This is a genomic window from Gelidibacter sp., from assembly GCF_035515035.1.
Taxonomy (GTDB): Bacteria; Bacteroidota; Bacteroidia; order Flavobacteriales; family Flavobacteriaceae; genus Gelidibacter.
In genome coordinates this window covers 1-23,299 of record NZ_DATJCA010000055.1, presented here as the reverse complement: position 1 = coordinate 23,299, position 23,299 = coordinate 1, and the positions used below count along the sequence as shown (strand labels likewise).

Here is a 23,299-nt window from a genome sequence, read left to right as displayed (position 1 = left end):
TATGAAAAATTATATCAAGAATTCTTTAAGATTACTTTGCGTATTTAGTATTCTGTTCTCGTGTTCTATGGATCCGGAGTTACCAGATGTTGATTTGGCAGAAATAAATACCATTAATAATTTACGTCAATTCCAAGATGGAGCTTACCAAACAATGGTTGATTACCGATATATGGGTCGTAATCAGATTGTGGCAGGAGAAGTGAGAGCGGACAATGTATTTGCCAATGGCCAAACACAAAGATTTGTAAGCTGGTCTAAGATGGATATCAATCCAACAAACGGTGATACTGAAGGACTTTTTAGTCGTATCAATGCCACCTCTGCTAACCCTAACTTAATTATAAATGCCAATCTAGATAATCTTCAAGGAACTTTTGATGAGGCAGATAAAAAGCATATTTTGGGTGAGGCTTATATCACAAGAGCAATGGCACATTTTGATCTCTTAAGAAATTTTGGTCAGCAATATCTTTCCAACGGAAAAGGTTTGGGCGTTGCTTACGTAACAAAATTTAATGATAGAGAAGTTGATGTACGCAATGTTCCTAGAGCGACTGTAGAAGAAAATAAAATTCAATTATACAGTGATCTTCAAGACGGGATAAAATTCTTAAAGGAAGGTGCCAGTTCCAAATATAGTGCAGATAAGGTTCGGATTACTTTGGACGCAGCCTATGCCTTGCAGTCAAGAATAGCAGTTTATTTCAAGGATTACAACATGGTTTTAAACATATCGAATGAACTGGAGGCTATTATTAATAAATATCCAGTAACTCCAGCTGAGGATGTTGTCGACTATTGGAAAATGAGTTCGCCAGGTTCAGCGTCTATTTTTGAACTCCATCTAGACAACGGTGTTAGCCATAAGGATAATTCAATTAATAATATTTATCGTGGTCAGTCTTATGCCGATATACAAGCTTTTGACAACATCCTTCAAGATGTGGGCTTTGAACCTAATGATATTAGGGCGTCCACTGACATGATTCATACTGTTAATATCTATGAAGCGCCAGGAAAATGGAGAAACATGGGGAAATATCCCAGTATGCTTAGTGATATAGGTTCAGATAATATTAAAGTTTTCCGTGTTGAAGAAGTCATTCTTAATTATGCCGAGGCCTTATTGGAAGGGGATAATAATCCAGTAAAATCTAAAGATTATTTAAATATGATACCTAGCCATCGTAATGCATCATTATATAGCGATGCGACTGTTGATAATATTCTAGCTGAAAGAAGGAAGGAATTTATTTTTGAAGGATTTCGATTTTATGATTTGGTGCGATTTGGTAAGGAAATTCGGGATATCCAACCTTCTACTTCAAACAATCATGGTGTCGTTCCTGCAGGTGATAATCGAATTGCAATGCCATATCCACAACAAGAACTAGACTCTAATCGTGCCACTGAACAAAATCCAGGGTATTAATAGCAAAAATATATTCCATAACATTAGAATAGAAATACAATTCAATGAAAAAGTTTGTTATTCTTATTGCCATTATTTTAATCTCCTCAATAACTTTTGCTCAATTCAGAGATTACAATGTTCTTAAGGAAGTTAAAGTGAAGAATAAGGGAGTTGTGGCTTCGGCCTTCCCGCTGGCCAGTGAAGCCGGGGTAAAAATGCTTAGAGAAGGTGGAAATGCGTTTGACGCGATGATCGCCACCCAGTTTGCATTAGCCGTCACTCATCCACAGGCAGGCAACATTGGTGGAGGCGGATTCACCATAGCGACAACAGTAGATGGAAAAAGAATTGCCTTGGATTATCGCGAAAAAGCGCCTGGTAAAGCTGACCGCGATATGTTTTTAGACGATAAGGGTGACGGAAACTTAGCTTTAAGTCAGAATGGAGGCTTAGCTTCTGGTGTACCTGGAGCAGTAGCTGGAATTTTTAAAATGCATGAATACGCTAAACTTCCTATGGCAAAACTGATTCAGCCAGCAATTGATCTGGCAGAACTCGGATTTGCACTTTCCGCATCAGATGCCAATACATTAAATTATAATAAGGAGGCGTTCTTGAAATTTAATAAAAACCCTATTCCCTTTGTCAAGGAAGGTCTGTGGATAGAAGGGGATATTTTAATTCAAAAGGATTTGGCGGAAACGTTGAAGCGGATTCAGAAAGAGGGGCAGAATGGTTTTTATAGGGGGGAGACGGCCAAATTGATTGTACTTCAGATGAAGGAAAGTCAAGGTATCATTTCCAAAAAAGACCTCAAAAATTATGAAGTTCGAGAACGTGAGCCTTTGGTTATTGATTACAGAGGTCATGAAGTCATAACGATGCCCTTGCCAAGTGGTGGATTAGTTTTGGCACAATTACTTAAAATGGTAGATCTGATAGGTCTAGAAGGGTTACAATTGAATTCTCCAGAAGCTGTACAATTAATGTTGGAAGTAGAAAGAAGGGTGTTTGCTGATCGGGCGGAGTATATGGGTGATCCTGATTTTATAAATGATCAAACTGAAATGCTATTGAGTAATGACTATTTGAAAAATAGAATGGCAAACTACGACCCGGATAAAGCGACGCCAAGTAGCGAGGTTGGGAAAGTAGAGAATTTGATTAAAGAAAGTGAAGAAACAACACATATTAGTGTTTTGGACAAAGAGGGGAATGCGGTGTCTACAACCACTACACTTAACGGAGGATTTGGAAGTAAGGTGGTGGTGTCAGGCGCAGGTTTTTTTCTTAATAATGAAATGGATGATTTTTCCATAAAACCAGGAGTGCCCAATATGTACGGGGCTTTAGGTGGAAAAGCAAATGCTATAGAACCTAATAAGCGTATGTTGAGTGCTATGAGTCCAACAATTGTTTTGAAAGAAGGCAGTCCCAGGATTGTCGTAGGAACGCCAGGCGGCACAACCATACCTACTCAGGTATTTCAATCAATTGTGAATGTGATCGATTTTGGAGCAAACGCTAATATCGCAGTCAATGGTCCCAAGTTTCATCACCAATGGCTACCAGATACAGTTCAAGTTGAAAGTGATTTTCCCGAGACAACTGTTAAGATTTTGGAAGACAAGGGATATGTATTTGTAAAAAGAAATAAAATCGGACGTGTTGAGATGATTGTTGTCGATGGAAATGGTAATTATCATGCCGTAGCAGACGGTAGGGGAGACGACTCAGTAGCCATTGAGTAACGATTTTTAAATTCATATTGTGCATATGGTTTTTATCCATAAATTTAATAATCCGTATGTTATGCTTATTTGAAATTTGGATTATTTAATTAATGCTTTCTTTTTAGGGAAGAAATGTCATTTTTCATGTTCTAGTCATTAGATGTGTTTCTTATCCTCATTATTTCTTGCACTTTTCTATGATTATTTGGTTTTAATCTGTTCTGAAAATTTGATCCAACTTTATGGGGTTGTAATTGTCTGGGATTCGAAGTGTTAAGTTTTCGCCTCTTCTAAAAGTCGCAAAAATTATTTTCGAAAAGATTGCTATTACCCATGGAATAAACCGGGCTGATATTAATAGTTTATTTTTGTAAGATAAGAATTTAGAGTCGTCCTTGCTCAATAAAGTATCTCATAAACTGTTGTTAAAAATTTCTGGAACTTGTCAAAAGTAGATGTCTTCGTTTATCTTTTAATTACCTTTGCAGCTTGATTTTAAAAGTTTAAATATTTTTAACATATTATTATAAGGGCATTCCGCATTTGCAACGTCTTGTAGTTAGAGAGGTTTCAGGTCGTGATTCTTTTCTGTTATAAATATTGATAATACCCCTAATTAAAACTATCAAATGAGAATTTTCTTGCTTTCCTTTTTACTGGTGTCGTTAACATGGACAACGGTCAGTGCCCAAGTTTTGGAACCTGTTAAATGGTCTACTTCTGTTGAAAAAATATCCGATACCGAGTTTGATTTAATTTCAAGAGCCACAATCGATCGAGGTTGGCACTTGTACTCACAAGAGGTGCCTGAGGACGGTCCAATTCCAACCACGTTTACTTACGATACCGGTGCAGGTGCTGAACTTATTGGTAAAACCGTTGAAGACGAAGGACGCACCGTCCATGATCCCGTATTCAATATGCGTATCAAGTTTTTTGATGATGCTGCCGAATTTAGACAACGCATCACCCTGCTTAACAAAGAACTTTCAATAGTTAAAGGAGAGGTGGAGTTTATGGTTTGTGATGATATGCGATGTTTGCCACCAAGTTATATCGACCTGGATTTTGATCTGACCAAAGCTAAAAGTTCAGCTGCAAAAGATACCAATGCTGCTGAGGAGAGTAGTACATTTAATTTTCAGGAGCCTGTAATGATTGATAGTGATAAAGAAGTCATTGTTACAGAAAAGGAAGAGAAAGAAGCAGAAAGCAGTGGTCTTTGGACTATTTTCATTCTTGGAATGGGCGCTGGACTTATTGCATTGTTTACCCCGTGCGTCTTCCCATTGATACCCATGACGGTTAGCTTCTTTACCAAACAAAGTCAGAACAAAGCTGAGGGAGTGAAAAACGCTATCATCTATGGCCTTTGTATCATTGTTATCTATGTGATTTTAGGTACCGGCGTAGTGGCTATCTTTGGCGCGAGTGCCATAAATGAGTTCTCCACAAGTGTCACTTTTAACTTACTCTTCTTTTTTATTCTTGTGATATTCGCGGTGTCCTTTTTAGGTGCTTTTGAAATCATGCTGCCACAATCATGGGCAAATAAAATAGATAGTAAAGCTGGCAAAGGCGGGTATACAGGTATATTTTTTATGGCCTTGGCGCTTGCGATTGTTTCATTTTCCTGTACCGGGCCTTTCGTAGGTAATATTATTGTCCTTTCTGCAACCAAAGGCGGATTGGCGCCAATGATCGGAATGTTAGGTTTTTCAATTGCCTTGGCATTACCATTTGGTTTGTTTGCAGCATTTCCAGGCTGGTTGAATTCCCTTCCAAAATCTGGAGGCTGGTTAAATACGGTTAAAGTGGTTTTAGGATTTTTGGAACTGGCATTTGCCTTCAAGTTCCTTTCTCAAGCAGACCTGGTGTTGCAATTGCATTTCTTGGAGCGTGAGGTGTTCATCGCAATCTGGATTGCTATTTTTGGAGCCCTCGCTTTTTACCTTTTCGGAAAGATCAAATTGCCACATGATTCGCCGTTGACCCATATTTCCGTAGGACGTTTGAGTCTTGGCTTATTGGTGCTGAGTTTTACAATTTATATGATTCCTGGACTTTGGGGCGCACCTCTTAATTTAATTAGTGCTTTCCCACCACCATTGGATTACTCGGAGTCACCATATGGTGTTGGTAATTCCAAAACTGGAGTAGGGTTTAGCTCAGGTGAGACCCAGGTACTTCCTGATGGGGGACACCTTCTGGCGCCACATCAAATCTTGGCTTTCAATGATTATGATAAAGGCATGGCCTACGCCAAGGAAGTTGGTAAGCCCGTAATGCTGGATTTCACCGGATGGGCGTGTGTAAATTGTAGAAAAATGGAACAGAACGTTTGGCCAAATGATCAGGTGCTCAATATTCTTAAGAATGAAGTGGTGTTGATATCCTTATATGTGGATGATAAGCGAAAGCTTGAGGACGATGAGATCGTAGAATCGCAGTTAAGACCAGGCAAACAATTGAAGTACATTGGACAGAAATGGAGCGAGTTCCAGACCATAAGGTATAAAACGAATACTCAACCTTTTTATGCATTGATTGGGCTAGATGAAGAAAATCTTAATGATCCAGTGGGGTATACTCCAGATGCTAAAGAGTATCTTGAATGGTTGAGAGAAGGTGTAGATGCCTTTGAAAAATAAGACGTAAATCCTTTGTTTTAAAAGGCTGCATCGGGGATTGAATTTTATATTTTAATTCCTAAGGTATTCTTATAATTAGCAAAACCACTTCATTTTTATTGAAGTGGTTTTTTTGTGTGAGAATCCAATCAGAATGATTAATTGAATGATAACTTTTAAAGAACCTCATGATATTTTAAAGTTGCTTTTCTAAGATTGTCTGATAGCGTCTTTAACCAAATCAGTTGATTGGCAATCAAATAGGCTTCTTGGAGGTTATGTAGACTTTCTCTGTCTAATTCTGTAAAACCTTTTTGGATGTTTTCATCACGCATTCTGGATAAGCGGTGGTAAGTTTCCATTAGCTTTTCTTGAGCTTCTTCAATATCGATAGTGACAGTTTCAAAATCGGCCTGGACATTATCTAAAATTGAGCAGGAAACTTCGAGCGTATTGGCTATTCTCCTAACGATGGCATCAAACTCTTTGGAAGCCGGCGTCGTTTGATGGTTGATGATAAAACTGCCAATGGACGCAATAGCGGACACCATGGTTTGATTCAAGGTCACTATGCCGTAGATCAGTTGGAATTCCTTTTGTTTGGATTTTGGATCTTGAGTCATTCTTTGGAAGGCGGCGTTCAAATTACTTATGGCCAAAAACGCTTCCTTTCGAGCTAATTTATAGGTGAGTTCATTTTTAGTTTTGTCATAATATAATTCTTGGGTGGCTAAAAGATAGTTTCTGTTCTTTTTCAAAGCATCCACAAGTACATTTTTTAAATTCGAGGCTTCCCAACTTGGCCATAATGTGTAATTGGCAATAACGGCAATCCCCGCACCAATAATGGTGTCAATCACTCGGTATTGGATCACCTGAAACGCATCAGGATTGATAAGTGAATACACAAATATGATATTGATGGTAATCAGGGCTGCTGCCGATTTAAAATTTTGTTGGATCAATGAAAAAGCCAAGGTCAAGGAAATGATTGCTAATGTGGCATAAATGATGACATTTTGAGTCAGTAATACTATCCCAATTGCGATGGCGGCACCAATTAGTGTCCCAATAATTCTGTCTTTTGAGCGCTCTTTGGTCAAGCCATAGTTGGGGCGCATAATCACAATAATGGTCAGCAGGATCCAATAGGTATTTCTGATATCCAAAAGAGTTCCCAAAGTAAAGGCGAATATAATCGCCACGGTAAAGCGCAGGGCATGCCTGAACAGGGTTGAATTCCAACTGAAATTTTGAAAAATAACATTCAAGCGATATTCTTGAAGCGTTAAAAACTGACTGGTATTTTGGCGTTTTAAGGACACTTTTGAGGCATCCTCAACATTTGCCATGACACGCCGGATAGCGCTGATTTCATCGAAGATGTTTTCTTGGTAATCATATAGATTTCGCAGTACCAATGCCCCTTCACGAGCCTTTGGTAATTGGATGTCCTCAACATATTTAGAAATTGCCTCTTTGGCTTTTGACAACGCGTTTATTAAACCGTCGTTATCTGGAATTTTGTCATTTTGAATCAGTAATTCAGATAAAGTCATCAAGTGGTTGCCCATGACTTTATTGAGTTTTTTGGAAGCATTGAGATGTTTTCTATCGCTAAATAATCGATCTATGTCATTGTAATCTAAGTGTTTGGCTTCAATGATCTCAAAAATATTAACTGAAGAAATAAAGATCAAAAGATGTTTTTCATCATAATGGGAACGTCCGGAACGTTTGCGTTCCAAAAGAAGTAGTTCCCTTAAAGTTTCGTGTTTTTCATTGATCTGGCTCTGCAGGACAAAAGCTTGCTGAATGAGTGCTTGTCGTTCTGTCCTTTTGGTTAACAACCGTGCTCTTAATTTTAAATACGCTCCAATAAGGGTCAAGCTGTCAGATAAAAACTGGATTTCATCTTTTTTTGGAGCTAGTTTCCTGAATAAATAGGAAATGACCAAATACCAAAGACCACCACAGCCAATCAGTAGTACATGAGATAAAATGTCGAAGGGTGTTTCTTTTTGGACCGCAAAAGCCAATACCATGGATAACAACCCTGAAAGAGATACCATAGAGGCCCTAAATCCATAAACGGAAATAAAGGAAACAAAAAAGGAAAAAACGGCTAACGCTATAATTACAAGTGGGAAGTAAGGCTTACAAAATAGAATTGTGGCAGTAATCAGCATAGTTAGACCAGTGCTAATTAAAATGGCATTGACTTTACGTTTTAAACTTCCAGGGATGTCTCCAGGGGCATTTAAAAAAGCACCCATAACAATGGCGGGAGCAAACTCAAAATAGCCCATAAAATAGAGCACAATCAAAGGTGTTACCACAGCAAAGGTCAGTCTTAGACCTCGGTAAAAATGGGAACCTTTGATAAAAATTTCTATGGTGGTGAGAAGTGCTTTCAATGGTTTGTTTGATTCCACGCAAAGGTAAACTAATTGATTTGCTCTAATTCACTGATGAGGTTATTTTAAGGTTATTGGTTTTGGAACTATAGCAAATAAAAAACCACTTCTTGGTCGGAAGTGGTTTTAAATATTTATCTTTTTAGATATTAATTCTAAGTAATTAAATTAATCCGTGCTTCCCCATGGTGCACCTGGTGATTCTACTTCCTTGGTGAGATCAAATTTTACAGAAAACAATCTGTCTGTACCTATTCTGCGCAGATTATAGGTAAAAGAACCGTCATCCACCGTCATCCACCACACGTTATTCGCAGCATGAGCCAATAGATTTGCGGTAAATTGATCTGCTGGAAAAAATTGAATATCAGCCCGTCCTGTATTTGGACTCAGGCCGCCGTATTGGGTGACGTCATCATCAGAACCATCAGTTTTTCTATGGTCGTGTTTTAGGAGAATTAAATTATCGTCCCCCATGGTCAATACCCAAGTACGCGATTTGTCGTCGCCCACAAAAAAGGGAATTCGGATTACATTATCCTCACAACTACGTACATGCATGACTAGTTTTTTTCCTGTAAAACCATCGCCTTCTTTTCCTCCAGCTATAATTTCACCTTCGTAAGATTTTCCGCAATGAGTTTTAAGGGTGTCCCAAAATTGAACAGATCCAGGCACCTCCTGCGCCAACATCTGGAGCGGTACTGCCAATAAAATAAAGAGTAATTTTTTCATGCTTCCAAGATATGTATTTAATTTTAAGTTGGCAATCCAATTAAATTTCAAATTCAAAATTATTCCACCGTCAAAATCAAATCATCCTGCATTACCATCGTGCCTTCTTTAATGGTGATGGATTTTACTTTTCCGGCTTTGAACGCCGTAACTGTGGTTTCCATTTTCATCGCTTCTATGATGAACAATGGATCATTTTCTTTGACTTTTTGCCCACGTTTTACCAAGACTTTATATAAAGAACCTTGTAAGGGCGCTCCAATTTGAGTGGTATCTGCTGGATCAATCTTCTCATGGCTTTCTTTTTTGATGTTGAGTGACCTATCCAAAACTTCTACCAAGCGGTTTTCGCCATTCACCTTGAAAAACACAATTCTGACACCTTCCTCATTAGGAACTCCTACAGAAAGTAATCTGACAATGATTGTTTTTCCAGGTTCGAGTTCGATTAAGATCTCTTCACGTTGCTTCATGCCAAAGAAGAAATTCTTGGTGGGCACTAGACTTAAATTGCCGTACAGTTTATAATTCTCGTGGGCCTGCTCAAAGACTTTCGGATATAAGGTATAGGATAGGAAATCTTCAATTTCAATAGCCCTGGTAAATCCTTTTTGGAATTTTTTCTTGAAAGCATCATATTCCACATCAAAATTTATAGGTTCTAAATGTGCATTTGGTCTATCGGTATAGGGCTTGTGATTTCGTAAAATTATTTTTTGTAATTTCTTTGGAAAGCCACCGGTAGGTTGGCCTAAATCGCCTTTAAAGAAATTGATGACAGATTCAGGAAAAGAAATTTCTCCGCCACGTTCCATCACATCTTCTGGGGTCAGATTATTGGTGACCATGAAAATCGCCATATCTCCAACCACTTTGGAACTTGGGGTTACTTTAATCAAGTTGCCAAACATGGCATTCACCTTGGCGTACATCTTTTTGACCTCATCAAACCGATCTCCCAAACCCAAAGCAATCGCCTGTGGTCGTAAATTGGAATACTGACCTCCAGGAATCTCGTGTTGAAAGACTTCGGCTGTTCCGGCTTTTAATCCTGATTCAAATGGATAATAGAGTTCACGCGTATCTTCCCAAAAGTTTGAAAACTGGTTTAAGGTATTCATGTCAAAGTCGTGTGCCCTTGGTTGACCTTTCATCATCTCCACAATACCGTTAAAGTTGGGTTGTGAAGTCAATCCCGACAAGCCACCCAAAGCCACATCAACCACATCTACGCCAGCCTCGATGGCTTTAAGATACGTTGCGGTTTGTAAAGATGAAGTGTCGTGCGTATGCAAATGGATGGGCAGTTTGACCGTGTCTTTTAGTGCGCCCACCAATTCCGTTGCGGCATAAGGTTTTAATAACCCCGCCATATCTTTGATGGCAATCATATGTGCCCCGGCATTTTCAAGGTCTTTAGCTAATTGGGTATAGTATTTAAGCGTGTATTTGGTTTCGTTGACATCTAAAATATTTCCGGTATAGCTGATGGCAGCTTCGGCGATCCCTCCAGTTTTATTTCTCACATAATTGATGCTTGGTTCCATGGCTTTGACCCAGTTAAGGGAATCAAAGATTCTGAAAATATCGACCCCATTTTCCCAAGATTTTTCAACAAATTTTTCAATGAGATTATCTGGGTAAGCTTTATAACCTACGCCATTACTGCCACGAAGTAACATTTGAAATAAAATATTGGGAACGACTTTACGCAATTCGCGTAACCGTGTCCAAGGACTTTCATGCAAGAAGCGGAGGCAGACGTCAAAAGTAGCACCTCCCCAAACTTCCATACTAAAAGTGTTGGGATGATTTTTTGCAAAACTTTCTGCCACTTTCATCATATCAAAAGTCCGCATGCGGGTAGCGAGCAGCGATTGGTGTGCATCGCGCATGGTCGTATCTGTATAGTGGATTTTAGTATCGTTTTTGAGCCATTCACAAAACTTCTCAGGTCCCATTTCCGTAAGCATATCCTTTGTTCCTTTAGGATGGGGAGCGGCTAGATTAAATTTTGGAACTTTTGGATTTCTAAAGACTTTGCTGTCATCTTTATGGTTTACATCAGGATTACCGTTGACAATTATTTCAGCCAAAAACTGCGTGACTTTGGTAGTTCTGTCCTGTGGTAATTTAATCTGGAATAGGGAAGGGGTGTTTTGGATAAAATTAACCGTTACTTGTCCTTCTTTAAAGGTGTCATGTAGGATTACATTTTGTAGAAAGTGAATGTTGGTGTTGACGCCCCTTATCCTGAATTCCTTTAAGGCACGCACCATTTTACGAACGGCACCATCTAAAGTTCTACCATGGGCAGAAACTTTGACTAGCATCGAATCAAAAAACGGACTCACGCTGTAGCCTTGGTAAATACTTCCAGCATCCAAACGGATTCCCATTCCTGATGCACTTCTATAAGTGGTTATCGTGCCATAATCTGGTGTGAAATTATTCCCAGGATCTTCTGTGGTCAATCGGCACTGCAAAGCAAAACCGTAGGTCTTTAGAGATTCTTGTTCATAAATCTTGATTTGTTGGTCTGATAATTTATAGCCTCCAGCAATAAAAATCTGGGTTTTTACCAAATCGATTCCCGTCACCATTTCCGTAACGGTATGTTCTACCTGAATACGGGGATTGACTTCAATAAAAAAAACATTATCGTCTCTGTCGACTAAAAACTCGACCGTTCCAATATTATTATAATTCACCTCCGTAGCAATGTCTACAGCATATTTATAAAGTTCTTGTTTGACTTTTTCAGAAACGTTATGGGAAGGCGCAATCTCCACCACTTTTTGATGGCGGCGTTGTACAGAACAATCACGCTCAAACAAATGGCGAATATTACCATGATTATCCGCTACAATCTGTACTTCAATATGTTTTGGATCTTCCACGTATTTCTCGAGAAACATGGTGTCATCACCAAAAGCGTTTTCCGCTTCATTTCGAGCAGAATCAAAATTCTGTTCCAGATCTTCATCTTTTCTGATGATGCGCATCCCGCGTCCACCACCACCGGAAGCAGCCTTCAGCATTAATGGATAACCTATGCTTTTTGCTTCTGATAAGGCAACTTTTAAGGAGATCAATTTCTTTTTATTGCTTTCAATAATTGGCACCTTACATTTTACGGCAATTTTCTTTGCGGTAATCTTATCGCCCAAAGCATCCATGACTTCGGGTGTTGGTCCGATGAAAATAATGCCGTTTTTTGCACATTTTCGGGCAAATTCTGAATTTTCAGAGAGAAAACCGTAACCAGGGTGAATGGCATCAACGTTTTTGGACTTTGCCAAAGTGATGATCTCATCCATATCCAAATAGGGTTTTAGAGGCTGATTATCTTCACCAATTTGATAGGATTCATCCGCTTTATTACGATGTTGTGAATAGCGGTCTTCATAGGTGTAAACTGCCACGGTAGCAATGTTCAATTCTGTACAAGCGCGCATCACGCGAATGGCAATTTCTCCTCTGTTGGCAATAAGTACCTTTTTTATTTTCATTTTTGAGATAGTATATGGTGATAAGTGGATTCTTTTTGGATGTAGACTTCTAGAAGTAGAGCTGTTTAATATTCTGTCCAAAAACAGCTTTTAGGGAAAGTTGTTGTTTGTTGGAACTGAGCTTTTCGTCCACCGAATCCTACGATTGCTTCGAAGATAATTTTTAAATTATACAAAAACAAAAAGTGGACTGAAAAATAGTAGGTAATTAAATTTTGAAGTGGATTGAGCCTGAGCTTATTATTGTCTGCGTTTCGAGGAGATGTGTGTGGTGTACTTCAAAACGATATTTAGTAAAAAACGTAGATTTTTTAATTCTGAGAAATGAAAAACCACCTCAAATGAAGTGGTTTTAATTTTGATTGAACTAGATCAAGATGATCATTCAATTTTTTTACCTGGGATTTCTCTCCCATTTTGAAATAAAATTAAATCTGTAATCTGGTCATTTCCTTTTCTATTGAACACCAATTGTGCGTCAACAACTTTCAGGAAAAAGACATCTGGTTTTTCTGCAAACATTTCAAAAGAGGGTTGTCCTGTGAGTTGACCATAAATTTTGCTTTCCTTGGTGGTAATTTCCAAAACCATAGTGGGTGCCAGTTCATATTTTCCTACGTACTGTGCTAAAGCCTCAGGTGGTAAGGTTGATTCTACTTTAGCGGTAGGTGGTAATCGGTCTGTGATAATTCCGGGATAGGAATTGCCATCCGTTATAAAATTGATCTCCTTAACACCATTGTTATCGGAAAATGTGTAGGATTGTGTTCCGTCCTCAAAAATGTAATGTGATGGCGTTAATGGATAAAGTTCATATTTTGGTCTGCCTTCACGTTGACTATAGAGTTGGTCGTTTTCAAGGGTTATAAATCGGATGACATCATTTTCGAATTTATAAGTGCCAATCCACTTCTTAAGCTGGCCATCAGAGAGTTTTATGGCATCTTTTTTATCTGGAAATGGTTTTCCAATAACAATGGATGCAATTTTAGCTGTAATTGTTGAAATGCTCTTACAATCGCAATTGGTAAGTCCTGTAACGAAAATATTTTCATGAGGAAGATAGATTCCCATGGAGGTATATCCGAATATGCCACCGCCATGGTGAATGCTGGGCGTGCCATTGATATTTCCCTCTTCCAATCCGAATCCATATGGAATATGTGTACCATCATTTAATGTGCTTCCGTGAATTGCCATTTCATAGCTATCACTTTTGATTAGTGTATGATTGCTGAGCGCATTCTGCCACTTAAGTAAATCGCCAGTGGTAGACATGATGGAACCTGCCGCGTAAGGAATTGTCAAACTTAAATAATCGGCATTTTCGAAGCCGTTTTCAATTTCAGAATATCCCGAAGCGCGGTTTATGACAATCTCTTTCTTGCTGCCCGAGTGTGTGGCATTCATTCCAAGTGGTTTAAAAATATTGTTTTCTAGAAAATTGGCATAGGTGTCACCAGAAATAATTTCGATGATATAACCCAACAAAACATACCCAGAGTTATTGTATTTGTATTGGTCTCCTGGCGCAAAATCCATAGGTTCATTTTTGAAAACGTCAATCAATTCCTTCGGAGACATATCTGTCTTAGCACGCGTTTTAAAATTTGGCATTCCTGTGTAACTCTTAATCCCTGAAGTATGATTTAATAAATGACGAATGGTGATTTTTTTTCCTTGTGTTGGATAATCGGGAATATACTTGGTAATGTCATCTTCAAGGTTGAGTTTGCCCTGTTCGGTCAGTATTAAAATGGAAACCGCGGTAAATTGTTTGGTCATAGATCCAATTTCGAACACATTATTTGGGGTCATAGAAACATTCAATTCCAAATTTGCCATTCCAAACGCTTCTTGATAAATAGTTTTACCGTTTTTGGAAACTAAAAAAGAAACACCTGGACCATTAGCAGGATATTCGGATTTGAGATAGGCATCTACCTCGGTTTTGAAATCTTGAGCGATCGCTGAGGAAATGCTGATTAGCGTAATTGCGAGGACGAAAAATGCTTTAAGGATTTGTTTTGTTATCATAATAATCGATTTTTTGTGGATATATCTTTGAGATATTATAATGACGATTAACTACGTGTTTGGTTACAATAAAAAAACCATCCCGCTTTTGACGGGATGGTTTTGATCTTAATACTTAATTCTAAAAGCGAAGTGCTCTTAATTCTTATTTTATCATCTCATAAGAACGCTTGATAAAATCACTCAGTTCTTTTCCTTTTAACAAGCCTTGAGACAGACGCGCTAAATCTAAACTTTGAGAAATCAATCGTTCTTGTTTTTTCTTGGTTTTGGTGCTTAAAATTTCACCTACCAATTCTGAGTTGGTATTGACTACAAGATTGTACATTTCTGGCATATTGCCCATTCCAAACATACCGCCACCACCAGTTGCTTGCATCTCTTTCATACGACGCATAAACTCAGGTTGGGTGATAATGAATGGTGACGCATCACTATCCATAGCTTCCAATTGAACCATGAACTTTTCTGATGGAATTGCTTCTTTCAAAATGGTTTCCAATTCTTTTTGCTCGTCCTCAGATAGTTTTGAAATCTTGGTATCGTCTTTCTTGATCAAATTATCAATATGATCAGCATCCACACGTGAGAAAGTAATGTTCTCTTTGGTAGATTCCATTTTTTGCATCAAATGGCTCACAATTGGTGAATCCAATAACAACACTTCATACCCTTTGGCTTTTGCCGCTTCCGTGTAACTGTGTTGCGCATCTTCATTGGATGCATATAAGATGACCAATTTTCCATCTTTATCTGTTTGATTGTCCTTAATTTTATCGAACAATTCCTGATACGTGAAATATTTTCCGTCAACTGTTGGATAAAGAGCAAATGCATCAGCTTTTTCATAGAACTTGTCTTCTGAAAGCATTCCGTATTCAATGACAATCTTAATGTCGTTCCATTTTTTCTCGAAATCCTCACGATTCTCATTGAATAATGATTTCAACTTATCTGCCACTTTACGGGTGATGTAGGAAGAGATTTTCTTAACAGCACCATCCGCTTGCAAATAACTACGTGAAACGTTCAATGGAATGTCTGGAGAGTCGATTACCCCTCTCAACATGGTCAAGAATTCAGGAACGATACCTTCAACATTGTCCGTTACAAATACCTGATTTTGGTACAACTGGATTTTATCCTTTTGGATATTTAAGTCGCCCGTCATTTTTGGGAAATATAAAATTCCTGTCAAATTGAACGGATAATCTACATTTAAATGGATATGAAATAACGGTTCCTCAAATTGCATTGGGTACAATTCTCTGTAAAAAGAGTTGTAATCCTTGTCTTCTAATTCTGTAGGCTGTTTGGTCCACGCAGGATTAGGATTGTTGATGATATTATCAACCGTAATTTTCTTTTGAGGCTCCTTAGTTTCTTTGCCGTCTTTATCTTTTTTGGTCTCAGGTTTGTGATCTGGATCATTGATTTCCTTAGTTCCAAATTTGATTGGAATAGGCATGAACTTATTGTACTTGGTCAATAGCTCACGGATTTTGGATTCTTCTAAAAATTCAAGAGAATCCTCTGCAATATGAAGGATGATTTCAGTACCACGTTCTGTTTTGGCATCTGGTTCTAAAGTGAATTCTGGAGAACCATCACAAGTCCAACGTGCACCTTCTGTATCCTCTTTATAAGATTTGGTAACGATTTCAACTTTCTCTGCCACCATAAAAGCAGAATAGAAACCTAAACCGAAATGGCCAATGATGCCCGAATCTTTTCCAGCATCTTTATATTTGTCCAAGAACTCTTCGGCTCCTGAAAAAGCGATTTGGTTAATGTATTTTTCAACTTCTTCAGCAGTCATACCAATACCTTGGTCAATGATGTGGAGTTTTTTGCCTTCCTTATCGATTTTGACTTCGATTTTTGGATTGCCATATTCTACTTGTGCCTCACCAATATTGGTTAGGTGCTTTAGTTTTAAAGTGGCATCTGTAGCGTTACTGATTAACTCACGTAAAAATATTTCGTGATCACTGTATAAGAACTTCTTAATCAGTGGAAAGATGTTCTCTACCGAAACATTAATATTCCCTTTTGTCATATTTAATTTATTAAATGTTCCCTCGAAATTCCGATAGCCATCGGGAGGGAAACCGTTTGAACATTAGTTTGTTTCATAGTATTAGTCAACAAAAATGCCAATCCTACATTTGTGACAAGATGGCATAAAAAAAGCCATTCTGAAGATAGAATGGCATTTAAAAAATGATTGTATATTTTAATTTTTAATACTTTCCGTCGCTTTGATTGGATTGTCTTTCTTTTTATTTTTCACATAGGTTTCCAACCATTGGTCTTGTTCCCATAACATGTGCATAACAGATTCCTTGGCGCTATACCCATGGCTTTCGTTAGGTAACATCACCAATCGTACTGGTGCGCCCAAGCCTTTTAGTGCGTTGAAATAACGTTCGCTTTGCATTGGGTAAGTACCGGAATTGTTATCGGCTTCACCATGAATCAATAATAAAGGGGTTTTCATGGTGTGCGCATTCATGAAAGGAGACATAGTGTTATAAACATCTGGCGCTTCCCAATAATTGCGTTCTTCACTTTGAAACCCAAAAGGTGTCAAGGTTCTATTATAAGCACCACTTCTGGCAATACCTGCAGCAAATAAGTTGGAATGCGATAACAAGTTTGCCGTCATAAATGCCCCGTAAGAATGGCCGCCAACCGCCACACGATCACGATCAATATAACCCATGGCATCAACGGCATCAATGGCCGCTTTGGCATTGCCTACCAATTGTTTGACAAATGAATCATTAGGTTGTTCATCGCCTTCTCCTACAATTGGGAACGCTGCATCATCCAATACCACATAACCTCTGGCCACCCAGAATAATGGCGAACCGTAAGATGGATAGGTGAATTCATTGGAGTTTGAAGTGTTTTGAGCGGCGCTGTTTTTGTCTTTATACTCACGCGGATATGCCCACATGATCATCGGATATTTTTCACCTTCTTTATAATCTGTTGGTAAATATAAGGTTCCGGTCAATGGCAATCCATCATCACGTTTGTAGGTGATAACTTCTTTATGGACGTCTTGCAAACTCTTGAATGGATTCTCAAATTGGGTCAAAGGTTGTAAACCGATTTTCTTTTTGATGTTTCTGATATAATAGTTTGGATATTCGTTTTTAGATTCAATCTGAACCACCAATTCTCCTGCCTTGGCATCTAAAGCGGAGATAATGTTCTCAACTTTATCGGTCAACTTCGATTGGTAAAGACGATTTGTTTTTAGCGATTTAAGATTCATTTCGTCTATAAAAGGAAATTGCCCTTCCGCACTAAAACCATCACCAATGAGATAGGCTTTTCCATCATTAAGATCCAAAACCGATTCGTCATAAGCATTCAAAGTCGTTACGAAGCTTCCAGGATCGCTATAGACATCTTGATAATTTCTATCCGATAGCACCTTTGGAGCCTTATTCGCATTGGATGGGTCGAATAAATAGGTTCTTGTATTTCTGCTGTTCCACCATCTATCATAAGCAATGGCGGTAGTCTCATTGCCCCAACGGATGCCAGCAAAACGGTCCTTAGTTTTTAAAATGGATTGTTTTTTTGCGGTAAATGGTGCCTTTTGCTGGAATACTTCATCTCTAAAAGGTACTTCCTTAGCAGGGTCGCCTCCGTCTAAAGCTTCAGTCCACACCAAGGTTGCTGGGTGGTCATTACGCCAATTTAAGTTACGCATCCCCGTACGTTCTGCCATAAAACCTTGTGGTAAATCTTCAATAAGCGGTACTTCCAATACTTTCTTAACCAAGGTGCCATTGGCGTCGTAAATAGTTGTGGTAGATGGAAATCTTGTATAAGGCACCAAATAAGAGAAAGGTTTGTTGATGGTCGTAACCATGACATATTTGCCGTCAGGGGAAAAATTTAGGTTTTGGTAAATATCCGTAGATTTCCAGTTGGAAGAAGATCCATCCAAATTGACTTTTTGAATGTCAGATAATGCTAACTGTTCAAAGTTATATTCGTCGTTTGGATTTTTAAGTAAATCTTGATAGGTTCTGTTTTGAGCTTTTACACCCGCTTCACTTACAGAGATTGTTGGACCTTCCGGCACAGATTTTTTTGGATCTATCAATTCCTTTTTTGACGAAGGAAGGGTTTGTACCAATAAATAGTTACTGTCTTTAGACCATGTATAAGGTCTTCCCATATTGGCGTTGAGGTTGTCTTCGGTTAGTTTCTTAGCCTGTGCTGTGTTGATATCGATAAACCATAATTCGACACCTTTTGAAGTGGTATTCGTGAAGGCGGCGTAGTTTTGGTTTGGCGACCAAGATAAATAAGCATAGCGTCCATTTTCTGGCATTCCTGAAATGTTTTGAGGATCGCCTTCTCTTCCTTTTCTTATTTTAAAATTGGTATAATAGGTCGTTCTGCTCCCAATATTAGTTACCGGATTAATACGCAATCCGCCAAGGCGCATTTCAGTCTCCGAAAGCTCATCAATGGTTTTAAAATTGCTTCGATAAAGAAAAAGAATGTTTTCGCCCTTACGATCCATACTGATACGCGGTGCTAACGGGGCTTCTGCAAGATTTAGGATGCTCGGATCAGGTTTTTGATAGGTTAAATTGACTTGTCCAAAGCTAAACAGGGACAATAAAAAGAAGATACTTAGTAATAATGCTCTCATTGTGGATTGAATTTTTAGTTAAAGCTCTAAAAATACTCAAAACAGGGATGGTGGATCGTCAAATAAATGTTAAAATGAAGCCTGCAAACCCGAATGTGGTATTTAAAATCGGTAATTTTATGAATACTGCGGATATTGTTTAAATTGCAAATCAATTTAACGCTAAACAAATTAACATATGTATAATTCCAAAATAATTGGATTAGGGTATTACGTTCCTGATAATGTGGTAACTAACGACGATCTGTCTAAAATGATGGATACTAATGACGAATGGATCCAAGAACGCACAGGTATTAAGGAACGCCGTTGGGCAATTGAAAACTCTGAAGATACAACTTCTGGAATGGGCATAAAAGCCGCCAAAGTCGCCATTGAACGAGCAGGAATAGATAAGGATGATATTGATTTTATTGTGTTTGCAACCTTAAGCCCAGATATGTATTTTCCAGGTCCGGGCGTACAGGTACAACATGCTTTAGATATTAAAACGGTGGGAGCGTTGGATGTTCGCAATCAATGTTCGGGATTTGTTTATGCCATTTCAATTGCCGATCAATATATCAAAACGGGAATGTATAAGAATATTTTGGTGATTGGTAGTGAATTACATTCTCACGGTCTGGATAAAACTACACGAGGTCGTGGAGTGTCGGTCATCTTTGGTGATGGGGCAGGAGCTGCGGTTTTGACACGGGAAGAAGATAATACTAAAGGGATTCTTTCCACACATTTACATTCGCAAGGAGAACATGCCGAAGAATTGGTTTTGGTAGCTCCAGGAATGGGGAAACGTTGGGTGAATGATATTCTTAGAGATAATGATCCGGATGATGAAAGCTATTTTCCACATATGAATGGACAATTTGTATTTAAAAATGCAGTGGTCCGGTTTAGTGAAGTTATTATGGAAGGCTTGGCGAAAAATAATCTGGAAAAGGAGGCTATCGATATGTTAATCCCGCATCAAGCTAACTTGAGGATTTCGCAATTTATCCAGAAAAAATTTGGATTGAGTGATAATCAAGTGTTCAACAATATTCAAAAATATGGAAATACAACCGCTGCTTCTATTCCTATTGCCTTAACGGAAGCATGGGAAAAAGGTAAGATTAAAGATGGTGATGTTGTCGTATTAGCTGCTTTTGGAAGTGGATTTACCTGGGGGAGTGTGATTATTAAATGGTAACTAATTCCTGCATCGGCAAAAAACTCTAATTTAAGTGATGCTATTCTCAGATGTTTGTGTGAAAGTTCTACTTGAAGTATAAAATCTTCGTTATTAGATTTCAATGAGTTTTAAGTTTTGGAGCTATCAAATTTGAATCTAATCGTTGTTAGGTTTTCAATTCTATTAGAGATTAGATTTTAGATTCGCTGAACCTAAATAATACCTGCATTTCTTTCTGCCGACAGGAAGGGGCAGGAATTAAAAACCCGAAACATCTCTGTTTCGGGTTTTCTGCTATTAATCAACTTTAACTAACACTTTGATTAAAATTTAAAACTTATCACTAATTATTAGACGCAGAAACTTCTGTTTTATTTCGTCAAATTCTAATTTTAACTATCAATTAACACAGACCCGTCTATTTTGAAGGGCGATACTTTCAATTTTAAGTCTGTATTTTTAATACGTTGAAGAATATGGCTCTAATGAGAAATGAAAAAAAATAATATTTAAAGTCTAAAAATGAGTTCTTATATTAAAAGATAAATCCGAAGTAGAAACTCCGGATTTATCGTATACCTAATTCCCTAGAACTTCTTTTTCAAAAAGTAGAAGGCTAATTCAAATCAATTTAAAAATAAGTACAGTTTGCTAGGTCAGATAAAACAAGTGTATAAAAGGTAAAACTCCAAAGGAACTCAGTGATTTTAACAAAAAATTAACACTAAAATGGTTTTAAATACCAGTTGCCTTGGAATCATTGTTAGAAAAATAGCATTACTATCAATTAAATTTATTGTTCGGCAAATCTTACATAAAGCTTCCACTCCCGGATGTTTCGTTTTTGTCTCTGCTTTTTCGTTGTATGGCGCGGTATTTTCCACCGCCAAAACGGTAGGAAATTCCAATGTACCACGTATTGCTTTCCCAATTAAACTGTCCTATTTGTTTATAAGGCGTGTCACTTTCAAAACGTGCTTTCATGGTATTAAAAATATCATTGTAATTAAAACTGAATGTGGCCGCGTCATCCAAAAGAGAATATCTTAAACCGGTATTGACAAAGTACATGGGTTTGCTTTTAAATTGTAAACCTTCCTGTGTTGATCTGTACATTCCAAAAGCAGAAAATGTTAGTTTCTTGGTGACTTTAAAATTATTGCTCATTCTAAAACTATAGGCAATATTGTCTACTTTTACTTCAGTAAGTAGGATATCATCTACTGTTGGAGGTTCTCCTATAGTGGTTTTGAGAATTTCGGTAATCCCTTTTTGGGTTTGTGAATAAAGATCAAAACTGGCATTGAAATTCCACCATGAAGTAGGTTTATAGGCACTGGATACTTCAATTCCATATGCAGAAGTATTATCAAAATTATCATAGGACAGGATAACTTTATTCAAATCCAAACGGTCAATAAATGCTGCCCTATTAATTTCATCTTCAATTATGCGGTAAAAAACACCTCCTGTAAAGGAACCTTTTTCCAGTTTTCGAGTATAATTGATTTCGATGGAATTGGTAAATTGCGGTTGTAATGCTGTATTGCCGAAAGAAGACGTCAACGGACTGCTCCATTCTCTTATGGGATTGACTTTTCGTAAACTTGGCCGGTCCACACGTCTGCTCACACTCAACTGATAAGCGTTTTTATCAGTGGGCGTATAGGTCAAAAAACCAGATGGGTAAACTTGAAAATAATCATTTTTAAAAGGATTTGTTTCAGTTGAGCTTTCTGAAATAACCATGGCTTCTGCATCCTCTGCAACAGTTTCGGCACGAGCTCCAACTTGGTAGCTCCATTTTTCAAATGTTTTTGCATAACTGATATATGCTGAATAAATATCTCTGCCATAATTGAAATCTGTGCTTGGGGTATTAATTATCGCTCCTGTTTCGTCAAATGATTTTCCAGTAGAATCATAATATACATCCGTATTGTATAAACGTGCCTCAAAACCAACTTCCAATTTTTCTTTCTCACTTAATGGGTTGACATAATCAAGATTGATGGTGGTTTGCTCACGGTTGGTGTCTACAAAATCTATATAATTTGGAGGAAATGAAATGTTTGAATTGATAAAATCAGAAGACTCGGATTCTTCAAAGGTGTTATAATCTACTTCCAAATCGATTTTTTCGCCTTCTTTGGCAAAATTGTGCTTGAAAACTAGATTGTATTGTGAAGAAAGATTGTCAGAACTGCTCTTGAAGTTCTGTCCTTGAGGCGCAGTGTTGGGTCTTAATATATTGATATTGCCCGTACCTGTCCCATCATAGGCGTTTTGATTTGTAAATATGGAAATGGTATTAGTGTCATCTGCATAAAAATCAATCCCAAATTTGTAAAGATGCGATTGGCTATTATCGAAAAAATCGAACACTTGTTGGGATGTATCGTCAGGCCGATCGATGGTGCCGTAATTGCTTTGTTTCCCTATATTGTTGCCATAATTCCCATAAAAATTAAACTTTCCATTTCGGTAATTTAAATCGACAGAACTATTGAAGTTGGCATGGATATCCTTGGTCAAACCTAAGTTGATATTCCCATTAAAGCCAATGTTAGTATTCTTATGAAGGATGATATTAATGATGCCACTCATGCCTTCAGGATTGTATTTGGCAGAAGGATTTGTAATCAATTCAATTTGTTTAATGGATGTGGATGGAATTTGTTTCAATAACTGGTCCACCGGGACATTGGACAGTTTTCCGTCCACCATGACACGCACGTTATCATTTCCTCTCAAGCTCAAATTACCAGTTTGAGGATCTACACTTACGGATTGAATATTATTCATAATGTCTGAAGCGGTAGGACCTGAAGTGGTTAGATCTTTTCCCACGGTAATGACTTTTCTGTCCACTTTTTGCTGAATGCTGGAAACTTCTGCCACTACGGTTACTTCATCCAAGGCGGCAACATTTTCTTCTAAAAGGATCCGTCCTAAGTTCA

At 38.0% G+C, this 23,299-nt stretch carries 11 protein-coding genes; 4 read left to right on the top strand and 7 right to left on the bottom strand.

Going from position 1 to position 23,299, the window contains the following annotated elements:
- Position 1: 1 nt before the first annotated feature.
- The 3 genes from VLZ86_RS04750 to VLZ86_RS04740 all read left to right on the top strand — a co-directional run bounded on the left by VLZ86_RS04750 (position 2) and on the right by VLZ86_RS04740 (position 5,801).
- Positions 2-1,435, top strand: coding sequence for a RagB/SusD family nutrient uptake outer membrane protein (locus VLZ86_RS04750; RefSeq protein WP_325449271.1), 1,434 nt, complete (start codon positions 2-4; stop codon positions 1,433-1,435).
- A 44-nt stretch (positions 1,436-1,479) separates the two neighbouring features.
- Positions 1,480-3,168, top strand: coding sequence for a gamma-glutamyltransferase (ggt, locus tag VLZ86_RS04745; RefSeq protein ID WP_325449269.1), 1,689 nt, complete (start codon positions 1,480-1,482; stop codon positions 3,166-3,168).
- 611 nt (positions 3,169-3,779) lie between these two features.
- Positions 3,780-5,801: a protein-disulfide reductase DsbD family protein gene (locus VLZ86_RS04740; protein WP_325449267.1), complete on the top strand. Its 2,022-nt coding sequence runs from the start codon at positions 3,780-3,782 to the stop codon at positions 5,799-5,801.
- A gap of 155 nt (positions 5,802-5,956) precedes the next feature.
- On the opposite strand, the gene VLZ86_RS04735 is transcribed toward VLZ86_RS04740, so the two are convergent.
- The 6 genes from VLZ86_RS04735 to VLZ86_RS04710 all read right to left on the bottom strand — a co-directional run bounded on the left by VLZ86_RS04735 (position 5,957) and on the right by VLZ86_RS04710 (position 19,168).
- Positions 5,957-8,197 carry an FUSC family protein gene (locus VLZ86_RS04735; protein WP_414652539.1) on the bottom strand — a complete coding sequence of 747 codons (2,241 nt, stop codon included), beginning with the start codon at positions 8,195-8,197 and terminating at the stop codon, positions 5,957-5,959.
- 168 nt (positions 8,198-8,365) lie between these two features.
- Positions 8,366-8,932, bottom strand: coding sequence for a hypothetical protein (locus VLZ86_RS04730; RefSeq protein WP_325449263.1), 567 nt, complete (start codon positions 8,930-8,932; stop codon positions 8,366-8,368).
- 59 nt (positions 8,933-8,991) lie between these two features.
- Entirely contained in the window at positions 8,992-12,444 is a 3,453-nt protein-coding gene (locus tag VLZ86_RS04725; protein ID WP_325449261.1) for a pyruvate carboxylase, read from the bottom strand.
- A 381-nt stretch (positions 12,445-12,825) separates the two neighbouring features.
- Positions 12,826-14,481 carry a serine hydrolase gene (locus VLZ86_RS04720; protein ID WP_325449259.1) on the bottom strand — a complete coding sequence of 552 codons (1,656 nt, stop codon included), beginning with the start codon at positions 14,479-14,481 and terminating at the stop codon, positions 12,826-12,828.
- Between the two features lie 145 nt (positions 14,482-14,626).
- Positions 14,627-16,540, bottom strand: a complete 1,914-nt coding sequence (gene htpG, locus VLZ86_RS04715; RefSeq protein ID WP_325449257.1) for a molecular chaperone HtpG — start codon at positions 16,538-16,540, stop codon at positions 14,627-14,629.
- Positions 16,541-16,717: 177 nt separating this feature from the next.
- Entirely contained in the window at positions 16,718-19,168 is a 2,451-nt protein-coding gene (locus tag VLZ86_RS04710) for an alpha/beta hydrolase family protein (RefSeq protein WP_325449255.1), read from the bottom strand.
- 178 nt (positions 19,169-19,346) lie between these two features.
- Between VLZ86_RS04710 and VLZ86_RS04705 the strand changes: the two genes are divergently transcribed.
- The gene (locus tag VLZ86_RS04705; protein ID WP_325449251.1) at positions 19,347-20,357 is read left to right on the top strand and encodes a beta-ketoacyl-ACP synthase III; all 1,011 of its coding nucleotides are present in this window, start codon (positions 19,347-19,349) and stop codon (positions 20,355-20,357) included.
- Between the two features lie 792 nt (positions 20,358-21,149).
- On the opposite strand, the gene VLZ86_RS04700 is transcribed toward VLZ86_RS04705, so the two are convergent.
- On the bottom strand, positions 21,150-23,299 hold a 2,150-nt coding region (locus tag VLZ86_RS04700), incomplete at its 5' end, for an outer membrane beta-barrel family protein (RefSeq protein WP_325449249.1).